The sequence below is a fragment of the Rheinheimera sp. genome (genome assembly GCF_020217005.1).
In the GTDB taxonomy this organism is placed as follows: Bacteria; Pseudomonadota; Gammaproteobacteria; order Enterobacterales; family Alteromonadaceae; genus Pararheinheimera.
Window position 1 is genome coordinate 1 of record NZ_JAIWOI010000012.1, and the last position, 10,000, is coordinate 10,000.

The window sequence follows — 10,000 nt, forward strand, 5'->3', positions numbered from 1 at the left end:
GCTGTTGGCAAAACTGTCGCTGATGCTGCTGCCTGCAGGGACTGGGGCTAAATCTAAAATGGAAAATGGGATCATCAGTGCTCCGATATACAGTGATTATTGCATTCAATACCGTTTGGTATAAAAGTATTAGTGCAATGGGTGCAGTGGAGCACTGATTCAAGCCTGCCGCGATGAAAGGCACAAAATTAGGATAAATAGCCCTTTAATCCAGCCGTTTTTTAAAGCGGGCCGTAGCAATGCTCAAAGCTATCAGGCTAAAAAGCAGTAGGCATAAGCTATCAAAACCCAAATCAAACCAGTGTGCTTCCCGAAGCACCACCGCCCTGATCATTCGTACGTAATGTGTGGCGGGCAAAAGTTCGGCTAACCATTGAGCGGGTTCAGGCATAGCGGCAAATGGAAACATAAATCCGGATAACAAAATAGAAGGCAGCAGCACAAAAACTGTCATTTGCATGGCTTGCAATTGAGTCTGAGCTTTTGTTGAGATCAGTAAACCCAGAGCTAAACTGGCGCAAATAAACAAAAAAGTGATGATAAAAAGCGAGAGCAGATCGGCGGCAAAAGGCACATCAAACAGCAGATGACCTAAGGCTAAAATAATCAGCATCTGGATGAAACCTACCAAAATGTAAGGCACAATTTTTCCAAGCATCAGCTCCAGTGGTTTGATCGGCGTAGTGATCAAAAACTCCATATTGCCTTGTTCCCTTTCCCGAACTATGGCGGCTGAGGTGAAGAGGATCATTGTCATCGTCAGTATCACAGCAATTAGGCCTGGCACTATGTTGACTGCCGTACGTTGCTCGGGGTTAAAGTAACTGACCACTTCAAAGCTGACCGCTGTTTTGGTGATCGTTTTGCTGTCTTCCTGCAATGGCATCAGCCTCAAGCCCCGCACCGCACTGGATATCATAGGATCTGAGCCATCTACTACCCAATGCCCGGCTGGGCGGGCCAGGGTTTTAGCTGCGGCTTGATGAAGTTGCAACAGTCGCAGCTCTAAATCTGCCGGCAGGTATAACACAGCACTTACTTTGCCCTCTGTAATAGCTTGTTCGGCTGCCACCATCGAATCGTAGTGGGTGACAAAGTTCACCACTTGAGTGGCGCGGATGCGGTCAAGCAGCAGGCGGGAACTGGCCGTTTGACTTAGATCGACATAAGCCGCAGGCAAATACCTTACATCTGTATTAATGGCATAACCAAACAGCAGCAGTTGCACCAGCGGTATCATCACCACCATAGCGAAAGTAATGCGATCACGGGACAGCTGTTTTAACTCTTTAAATATGATGGCACTAATTCTAATGATGCTCTGCATAACCCACTCCTGTGCTGGTTACAAACACATCTTCCAGGCTGGGTCTGACCTGCTCTATTTGATAGGCTGGCCCCAGTAAGCCTGATAACCAGAGTTCGGGTTGCTGCTGCTGATCGCTGACCAGCAGTCGCAGTCGTGAACCAAGTTGAGCTGCGCAGACAATCAAAGGCTGACGTAGCATTTGCTGTTTAATTGCCCTCAGACCTGGACCACTGACCTCCAGCACGTGCACTGGCATGGCGGCCATAAGTTCTGCCGGCGTGCCGTCTGCTCTTTTTTCGCCAAGTTCTAAAATAGCCAGTCTATGGCAACGTTCGGCTTCATCCATATAGTGTGTAGAGACCAGAATAGTGGTACCTGCTTCACTTAAATCAAACAGCCTTTCCCAGAACTCACGGCGGTTTTCCGGGTCGACAGCCGAAGTAGGCTCATCCAGAAAAAGTAAATCCGGTTGGTGTAAGGTGGCTGCTGCCAATGCCAGCCGTTGTTTCTGACCGCCACTTAAAGAGCCTGCCATTTGGTGTTTACGCTGTTCTAACTGATAGAGACCCATTAACTGTTTGATCCGTTCTGAGGCAGCAAGGCCACCCAAGCCATAGATTTTGCTGACAAATTGCAGGTTCTCCAGCAGGGTTAAGTTGTCGTACAAAGAAAATTTCTGTGTCATATAGCCAATGCGCTGGCGTAATTGCTCTGCCTGCTGAGGTAACTGATAACCCAAGACTTCAATCCGGCCTGAACTGGGTGTTAATAATCCGGTCAGCATCCGGATAGAGGTTGATTTACCGCAGCCATTTGGGCCTAAAAAACCATAAATACAGCCTTTGGGTACAGTCAGATCCAATTGATTAACAGCAATGGATTGACCAAAAGTTTTAGTCATGCCTCGGGTTTGGATCACTATATCTGTCATGGCAACACCAGTTGGACAGGTAAACCTGTAGGTAAAGCAGCGGCCGAAGCGTCCAGGTCTATTTCTGTCAAAAACATCAGACGCGAACGTTCTTTTTGGTTTAAGGCGTAGTAGGGAGTAAAGGTAGCTTCGGCACTGATTTGACGGATTTTTCCGCTCAAGGTCTGCGTCAGATGATCGGCGGTTAACTGCACATGATCGCCCACTTTAAGCTGAGATAAATAAGGCTCTGGCAAATACACTCTGGCATATGGAATTGAATCGGCCTGTAGTACAGCGACAATCGCTGCTGAATTTACTCTTTCTCCGAGCTTCCAGGGCAAATCGTCTACGACTGCATCTCTGCTCGCTTTAATGGTTAAGTCGTCCAGCAGAAGTTGTTGTTGTTGATAAAGCGTAGTGGCTGCGACAAGCTGGAACTCGGCTTGTTGAATTTGTTGAGGTCTGTTGCCATGCTCAAGTTCAGCCAGCTGTTGTTTGGCGTTGTCCAGTTGAGCTTTACTCGAGTCCCGCTGTGCCAAAGCTGTGTCGACTGCCGCCTGGCCTTGCAGGCCGCGCTGTTTAACCTCTAATTGGCGCTGATAGTTTTTTGCTGCCTCCTGATAAAGTGCTAAAGCTGAATTGACCCGGGCCGCTGCGGCTGCGGTTTGTTCAGATCTGCTGCCAAGTTGCAGAAGTTCAAGCGCAGCTTTTTGCATATCCATTTCTGCTTTGGCCTGTTCTACTCTGAAAAGCTGCCTGCGGTTATCCAATTGCAATAAGACGTCCCCTTTTTTGACCTGCTGACCTTTTTTCACATAAACAGCAGTAATAAGTTCAGTGGCTGTGGCCGATAGGGTAATTCTGTCTCGCTCCAAAGTGCCAAAAGCCGTGGTATGTGGCGCTTTGCTGCAGGCTGACAACAGCAGAAGTAACAGTGGGCCTATAAGGCTGGTTTTCATAAATCATGACTCCGGACTAGCTGTTTTAAAAATACCCTGACTCACCAGTCGCTGGTTGTGTTGGGCAAGTCTGGTTAAAAACTCAGGGCTAAGTTCGATACCCTGACTGCGTAAGGTTTGAGGTGGAGCGATAAAGGGAAAGACAGCAAGACCAATCAGGGACAGACGAGCCAGTTGCGCATCCACCCCTTGTTGTAGATGCTGAGGTTGTTGCAAAGACTGGCCTATCAATTGAATAGCACCTTGCATAAACTCGGCAAATACTCTGGCGACCAGACGATTTTCAGTGCTTTGGGGGTCCAGCATGCTACGCAACATGAGCTTGGGTAGATCCGGATGAGGTCCCATCACCTGATAATAACGCGTAAATAATTCAGCAATTTTCAGCTCTCCTGGTTGAGACAAAATTTGACGCATCTGCTCGAGTAAAGGCCCAAAGGTCTCTTTGATCATGCTTTCAAATAAACCAGCTTTATCGACAAAGTAATAACGGATCATGGCTGCATTTGTGCCTGCATGGCTGGCAAGCAACCTGGTTGATACTTTAGTGTAAGGCTGAGCGACGAAAAGGCAGCGGGCTGCGTGGATCAATCTGGCTCTGGTATCTGAATCACCTTTGGGGCGACCTGGTAGTGCTGTCATAGGGCTTACCTGATTAATTAATCGTCTGATGAATATGCTAGGAGAGATTAAGGATCTGGCCCAGTGAATTAATTCACCAAATGCATAGGCCTTGATGAATATCAAAGTTTAGGTCAGTACAAAGTTCCATACTCAGCTATGCTGGGTGCAATTAACTAACAGTCTGAGTTCACAGAAATTATGCAGGGATTTGATGTCACGCTGGTGCAGAACTTTTTGATCGCCCTATTAATAGGCGCTTTAGTGGGCATAGAAAGAGAAAAACATAAAAACAATGAGCATTCAGGTTCTTTTGCCGGAGTCCGCACTTATATTCTGTTTGCGCAATTAGGTGCTGTCAGTGCCTGGCTGTCGGTGTTTTTGCAGACGCCCTGGCTCTTTATTGCTGCCCTGGCCGCTGTTTCAGTCATAGTATTGAGTTCTTATTATCTGGAAAATAAAACCAAGGCTGTAGCTTTGGGCTTAACCAGCGAACTGTCTGCTATTACAGTCTGTTTGTTAGGAGGGGCTGTTATTTTTGGCTTTGCTGAGATTGCCGTCTCTTTGGCTATTTTAACTTCAGCTATTCTGGCGTTTCGGGAGCCTTTGCATGTATTGGTTGGTAAAATTGGCGCAGATGACTTGTATGCCGCTTTAAAGCTGCTCATTGCCAGTTTTATCGTGTTGCCGTTGTTACCCAATGAAACTGTGGATCCGTGGCAGGCATTGAATCCTTATAAGCTTTGGCTGCTGGTGATTTTAATTTCAGGATTATCTTTGGTGGGTTATGTTGCGGTGCGTTTTTTGGGCTCGGTCCGGGGGACTGTGATCACTGCGCTGACGGGTGGATTGGTGTCCTCTACCGCCATGACGTTGAGCTTCGCCCGCAGTAGTAAAACCGAAACAGATCCTGGCGCAGCCAATAGGCTGGCGGCTGGTATTTTAGTGTCCTGGCTGGTGATGTTTGCCAGAGTTTTACTGATTATAACCGCAGTTTCTGTACCACTTATGCAACAACTGCTTTGGCCTCTGCTGTCACTTGCGTTGGTCACAGCTGTATTGGCTGCGGCATTTTTTCTCGCTGGACACAGGTTACAAACTACATCAGCGGCTGTGGTTGCTGTCACTAATCCCTTTAGTTTATGGTCCGCTATTCAGTTTGCCTTGTTATTTGCACTAGTACTGTTGTTGGTCAAACTGGCTGAACACTATGCACCGGGTCAGGGCTTATATTGGTTAGCAGCTCTGGCCGGTTTGACAGATGTAGATGCTATCAGTTTATCTATGGCGGATTACGCCAGCCGCAGCCAGTCTTTTGAGCTGGCTGCTATCGCTATAGGTATAGCTATCTTGAGTAATTCGCTGGTGAAAACCTCTATGGTTTGGCTACTTGGTACTAAAACTTTGGCGTGGCGTATCAGCCTTGCCACTCTGATTTTGGGCATGGTTGGGTTATTGGTATTTAGTATGAGCTAAAAAATAGTTTCAAATGCCATGTTAAAGCTCAGCTTGCCTTAAGTTTAACTGGACAGAATTGAAAAGAAATCTTTAAAAAACAGAGGTGATTATGTCGGGTTCACAACGAAGTTACAGCAATTGGATGGTGCGTTTGCATTGGTTAACAGCGCTGTTGATTGTTGCCATTTACGTCAGTATTGAATTTAGAAGTATTTTTGAGCGTGGCACACCAGAACGCGATCTGATGAAAGAAGTGCATTTTGTACTAGGCCTGAGTTTATGGTTTATCACATTGTTACGTTTAATTGTCAGGCGTTTTAGTTTTATACCTCCGATAGAGCCTGCACCTTCGGCCTTAGCGCTGAAAATCTCTGCGTTGATGCATCTGGCTCTTTATGGCTTCTTAGTGCTAATGCCATTGCTCGGCTGGCTGGTGCTCAGTGCCGGCGATAAAGTTATTCCGTTTTGGGGTTTTCAACTGCCGGCTTTGATAGGGCCAGATCCGGATCTGGCCAGTTCTTTAAAAGAAATTCATGAGTTAGTGGGGAAGGCGGGCTATGCCCTGATCGCTTTGCATACGCTGGGGGCTCTGGCTCATCATTACAAGCACAAAGACAACACCTTAAAACGTATGTTGCCTGGTTTATTTAATCAGAACAGCTAAAACAGGTTGACGTGTTTCTGCGAATTGTTTTAACTCTGGCCCTCTTAAGCGAGGGCCTATGAGCATTAAAGCAAATCAAGCTTCTGAAATTACTTTGCCTCCCAAAGATCTGGGCTGGGGAACAGTACTGAATTTTCTGATTGAAAAATTCAACCGTATTGAAGCTGATGTTTGGCGACAAAGAGTGCAAGACGGCAAAGTGCACTGGTTTGGCGGCGAGGCAGTAAGCGCCAGCACAGCTTTTTTACCCAGCAGACGGCTATGTTACTACCGTGAAGTGGCGGTTGAACCCGTGATCCCTTTTGCACATCAGATTGTTTATCAGGACGACCACATAGTGGTTGCCTGTAAACCGCATTTTTTGCCAGTGACACCTGGCGGTGAATTCGTTAACGAATGTTTGCTGGAAAGGGTAAAACGTCAGACTGGGCTGAATGATCTGGTTGCAGTCCATAGGCTGGATAAAGAGACTGCAGGATTAGTGTTGTTTTCAGCCCAGAGTCAAAGTCGGCCTTTGTATTATCAGTTGTTTGCACAAGGGATGATCCGCAAAAGTTATCTGGCTGTGGCTCAGTTGCCTGCGCAGATGCAAACACTGCAGTTGCCAGCGCAGTGGCAGGTAAAAAACCGGCTGGAAAAATCTACTCCGGCGTTTTTAATGCAGCAGGTGCCAGGAGAGGTCAATGCGCACTCCAGTCTGACGCTAGTGGACAAAAAAGCTAAATTTGGTTTATTTGAATTAAGCCCTCATACCGGCAAAACCCATCAGTTACGTTTGCATATGATGTCTTTGGGTTGTCCTATTTTGTTTGACAGCTACTACCCCGAGTTATTACCGAAGAAAACTGGCAAGGCCGACTATAGCCAGCCGTTGCAGTTGCTGGCCAAAGGCTTAAGTTTTGTTGACCCTGTTACAGGACAGCAGCAGCAATTTGAATCAAGCCGCCAGCTGCAAAGCTGGACATTGTGTTAATACGTTCGAAGGAACTCTCATGTCGAAGAAAGTCTATTGTATAGCCCAGTTTTTACCTAAGCCTGGCAAAGAAGCCGCACTTTTTAAGGTGCTGCAGGGTTTGGAAGCCAATACCTTAAGAGAAGATGGCTGTTTGCAGTACAGAGTGACGCGCCAGATTGCCAGCCCTTTTGCTGAAGGTAAAAGTTTTCCTATCGTTTTTAATGAAATTTGGGCTGATATGCCAAGTTTTGAAGCTCATTGTCAGCGCAATGAAATTAAAGAGTTTTTTCAGACTTATTGTCTGGCGGAAACCGGACTGGCACAAGATTGGAATGTTTGTGTTTACAGCGACGAGCCAGAGAATTTTGACGCGCCGCTGTTAAGCCGGGGGGATGTCGTTAGTTGAGCCGGGCTCAGCTTAACTAGTTAAATTGACGTATTTTAACTTCCTGCTGTGCATTGACGTATTTTTTGCATCTGTGCACCTGCAGGTTTGAACCTAGTTTCTCTCTTTCCAAAGCACAAAACATAAACTGAGCTTTGGCGCCATATTTAGCTTTGCTTAAGGCAATTTGTTCGTTTAAGTAGGCCATTTGCTCTGGTGTTAATTTACTGGTAATCGAAGTAAAGCGGTCCTTCCACTCCACTTGTTCCTGCTCTGATGCCAAGGCTAACCAGACCAGGCCTTGCGTGACATCTTGTGTTGTACCTTTGCCTGACAGTAAATAGGTGCTCACCACATACTGAGCTATTTTTTCTCCGTATTGAGCGTAAAGCATCATGGTTTTAAAAGCTTCTTCATAGCGGTTTTGTTTCACCTGAACCAAACCCAGATCCAGGCCTGACTGGTAATTTGTTGTGCTCATGTAAATGATTTTTCCCTCGTCCTGAGCGTTTTCTGAAGCAAAGCTCTGCAGGCTAAACAAGCAAGCAACAATAGATAGGGTGCAGAATAGCTTTTTCATTAAAGGGTCCTTGTCTGTTATGAAAAAAGGGATTATAAGATTTTTATTGTTTCAAATGATATTTTTATTGTTACTCAATGTAAATTTTTAGATCTTAACTGCGGCTTGCTGTCAGCAAGGCTTCCGGCTGTAATTGGCAGCTCTGCGTTTTGGCTTACGTGCCTGAATCAGGGGGGATGCAATTTGGCTTGTGTTTTGATCAGTTAACCGCAGATGCCGTCGATTTGATGTGAAAAGCCTGACGTAGTCCATATCATAGCGGCCTGTTGAATTGATAGGTGCTGAAGATGACTAAGGCTGTATTTAGAAAATTACCCGCCAGGTCCATGGCGTATGTAATGCCGTTGATTTTGTCCATTATTATGAGCTGCATAGTGTCTTTGATCAGTACTGTTAAAAGCTCAGGTTTGAGTGGCTTTGAGCTGACAGTCTGGTTGGGGGCCTGGGGTTTATCCTGGGTGGTTGCTTATCCGGTTTTACTGTTGATCTTGCCTGTAGTTCGCAAACTGGCTGCGCTGGTGGTTGAAGTGCCTTAACCAAGTACTGTTAAAAAAAACGCCGGTGTAAGACCGGCGTTTTTTAGAGTTAGGATCAGGGTTAAGAGCCTATCACACCGCCATCATCTTTAGTGACAATCACAGTGGCAGAACGAGGTCTGCTGGTGCCATCGTTGGCTGGCCAGTGACTGGTGTACTGGGTTGGGGTAGAGCGGTCGCCAGGATGCTGGATATTAACAAACATAGTTTTTAAATCTGGTGTAAAAGCTAAACCTGTTACTTCAGCATCTATAGGACCAACAAGGAAGCGTTTTACTGATCGGGTCACTGGATCTGCAACCAGCATCTGGTTGTTACCATATGGACCTTCGCCTTGTTGAGAGCCACTCATATCGGTTTGGATCCACAGCAGACCGTTTGCACTGAAACACAAACCATCCGGGCTTGCCATATGGTTATCTGCAGTCAATGTCAGGTTAGTACCCGGCGTTGCAGTACCTACGTCACCAGCTAACAGGAAGATATCCCAGTTAAAGCTTAAGCCTTGAGTTGCCGCGTTTTCTTTCCAGCGAATAATATGACCAGTCGTGTTGTTCGCACGAGGGTTCGCCGGGTCAATTTGCTCAGGCTTACGGCCAGTGTTGTTGGTCAGGGTGAAATAGACTTCGCCTGTAGTAGGGTGCACAGCACCCCATTCAGGTCTGTCCATCTTAGTGGCACCTGCAATATCAGCGGCCAGACGGGTATTAATTAACAGATCAGCCTGACTTTCGAAGCTCACGCCAGCAGCTGCTGCTTTAGCCATCAGCGCCTGATTATTTACATCTAATGCTAACCATTCACCAGAACCATCTGCATTAAATTTAGCCACATACAAAGTACCTTCATTTAATAAATGACCACCAGCTGTCGCTTTGAAATATGCGGCTTTGGAGACGTATTTGTAGATGTATTCAAAGGTAGAATCGTCACCTGAGTACAGAGTAATAGGTTGGCCTTCGACTACAGGCCCAAAGATTACGCCTTCGTGGCCAAAACGGCCTAAAGCTGTACGTTTTTGTGGTACGCTGTCCGGATTAAATGGGTCTATTTCAACTATCCAGCCGAAAGTATTAGGTTCGTTGCGGTAATCATTGTAAGAGTCTGCGGCTATAGTAGACGCGTTAAAGCGTTGGTACTGATCGGCACCTGAATCTGCAGTTTCCCAATAATAACGACCATTTTTGCTGCCAACGCCATAACGTTTATGTTCACGCGGCTGAGTCACATCGGCATTCATAAAGTAACCTGCCCAGTTTTCTTCGCAGGTTAAATAAGTGCCCCACGGCGTAAAACCGTTACCACAGTTGTTCAGAGTACCGCGGGTACGGGTACCATCCTGGCTGTACTTAGTCACGACTTTGGCATTACCACGCACAGGACCTGTGATATCCATAGGTGTTGCACCTGTGATCCGGCGATTCAGCGGGCTGCCTTGTACCAGTTGGAACTGGCCCTGCGCATCTTTTTTGACATGAGCTACAGTGACGCCATGCGCCGCAATTTCTTTACGCACTTCATCTGCAGGACGGGGTAAACCTGTAGGACCCATAGGGTGCAAAACGTTGGCATCCAAATATTCATGGTTAAACACCAACAAACCTTCGTTACTGTTTTGGT

General features: G+C 46.5%; 11 protein-coding genes. 5 read left to right on the forward strand and 6 right to left on the reverse strand.

Going from position 1 to position 10,000, the window contains the following annotated elements; genetic code table 11:
• Positions 1–205 precede the first annotated feature (205 nt).
• The 4 genes from LDL40_RS00575 to LDL40_RS00590 are packed head-to-tail and all read right to left on the reverse strand — an operon-like array spanning position 206 to position 3,823.
• Positions 206–1,327, reverse strand: a complete 1,122-nt coding sequence (locus LDL40_RS00575; protein ID WP_300992625.1) for an ABC transporter permease — start codon at positions 1,325–1,327, stop codon at positions 206–208.
• Positions 1,311–2,240 carry an ABC transporter ATP-binding protein gene (locus tag LDL40_RS00580; RefSeq protein WP_300992628.1) on the reverse strand — a complete coding sequence of 310 codons (930 nt, stop codon included), beginning with the start codon at positions 2,238–2,240 and terminating at the stop codon, positions 1,311–1,313. Before LDL40_RS00580 ends, LDL40_RS00575 begins: the two co-directional genes overlap by 17 nt.
• Positions 2,237–3,181, reverse strand: coding sequence for an HlyD family efflux transporter periplasmic adaptor subunit (locus LDL40_RS00585; protein ID WP_300992630.1), 945 nt, complete (start codon positions 3,179–3,181; stop codon positions 2,237–2,239). Before LDL40_RS00585 ends, LDL40_RS00580 begins: the two co-directional genes overlap by 4 nt.
• 3 nt (positions 3,182–3,184) lie before the next feature.
• Positions 3,185–3,823, reverse strand: coding sequence for a TetR/AcrR family transcriptional regulator (locus LDL40_RS00590; RefSeq protein WP_300992633.1), 639 nt, complete (start codon positions 3,821–3,823; stop codon positions 3,185–3,187).
• Between the two features lie 180 nt (positions 3,824–4,003).
• Between LDL40_RS00590 and LDL40_RS00595 the strand changes: the two genes are divergently transcribed.
• The 4 genes from LDL40_RS00595 to LDL40_RS00610 all read left to right on the forward strand — a co-directional run bounded on the left by LDL40_RS00595 (position 4,004) and on the right by LDL40_RS00610 (position 7,285).
• Positions 4,004–5,278: a DUF4010 domain-containing protein gene (locus LDL40_RS00595; RefSeq protein ID WP_300992635.1), complete on the forward strand. Its 1,275-nt coding sequence runs from the start codon at positions 4,004–4,006 to the stop codon at positions 5,276–5,278.
• A 91-nt stretch (positions 5,279–5,369) separates the two neighbouring features.
• The gene (locus LDL40_RS00600; RefSeq protein ID WP_300992637.1) at positions 5,370–5,924 is read left to right on the forward strand and encodes a cytochrome b; all 555 of its coding nucleotides are present in this window, start codon (positions 5,370–5,372) and stop codon (positions 5,922–5,924) included.
• Positions 5,925–5,982: 58 nt separating this feature from the next.
• Positions 5,983–6,897 carry a pseudouridine synthase gene (locus LDL40_RS00605; protein WP_300992639.1) on the forward strand — a complete coding sequence of 305 codons (915 nt, stop codon included), beginning with the start codon at positions 5,983–5,985 and terminating at the stop codon, positions 6,895–6,897.
• 19 nt (positions 6,898–6,916) lie between these two features.
• A complete protein-coding gene (locus LDL40_RS00610) occupies positions 6,917–7,285 on the forward strand; it encodes a putative quinol monooxygenase (RefSeq protein ID WP_300992641.1) in 369 nt (122 codons plus the stop codon).
• Between the two features lie 16 nt (positions 7,286–7,301).
• Here LDL40_RS00610 and LDL40_RS00615 read toward each other — a convergent pair whose 3' ends face one another.
• Entirely contained in the window at positions 7,302–7,844 is a 543-nt protein-coding gene (locus tag LDL40_RS00615; protein ID WP_300992643.1) for a hypothetical protein, read from the reverse strand.
• A 287-nt stretch (positions 7,845–8,131) separates the two neighbouring features.
• Between LDL40_RS00615 and LDL40_RS00620 the strand changes: the two genes are divergently transcribed.
• Entirely contained in the window at positions 8,132–8,380 is a 249-nt protein-coding gene (locus LDL40_RS00620) for a DUF2798 domain-containing protein (protein ID WP_300992645.1), read from the forward strand.
• Positions 8,381–8,441: 61 nt separating this feature from the next.
• On the opposite strand, the gene LDL40_RS00625 is transcribed toward LDL40_RS00620, so the two are convergent.
• Positions 8,442–10,000: PhoX family phosphatase (locus LDL40_RS00625; protein WP_300992647.1), on the reverse strand; the 1,559-nt coding region annotated here is incomplete at its 5' end.